1 rRNA gene is annotated in these 269 nt (G+C 40.9%); it reads right to left on the bottom strand.

Going from position 1 to position 269, the window contains the following annotated elements:
- Positions 1-218: 218 nt before the first annotated feature.
- A 16S ribosomal RNA gene (locus LCF57_RS04055) occupies positions 219-269 on the bottom strand; the annotation flags it as partial.

Below are 269 nucleotides of genomic sequence, written 5' to 3'. Positions count from 1 at the left end.
TAAATACGATTGACTACCTTAGTTTCACTTGTTTACACAAGATCAGCTTAAAGGAATATTCTAAAACGCAATTTCGTTTCGGTATCCAGTTTTCAAGGTGCAATTTGAGAGTTTGAACCCTCAAAACTGAGCAACGAGTGAGTAACAGGCCGAAACCTGATTTAGAAGCTTACGCTTCATATTTGAATGTTTCCATCGCAGGAAACGATTCTCCATAGAAAGGAGGTGATCCAGCCGCACCTTCCGATACGGCTACCTTGTTACGACTT

The sequence above is a fragment of the Paenibacillus sp. BJ-4 genome, assembly GCF_020404765.1.
GTDB lineage: Bacteria > Bacillota > Bacilli > Paenibacillales > Paenibacillaceae > Paenibacillus.
This window is presented reverse-complemented; position numbering and strand designations above follow the sequence as displayed.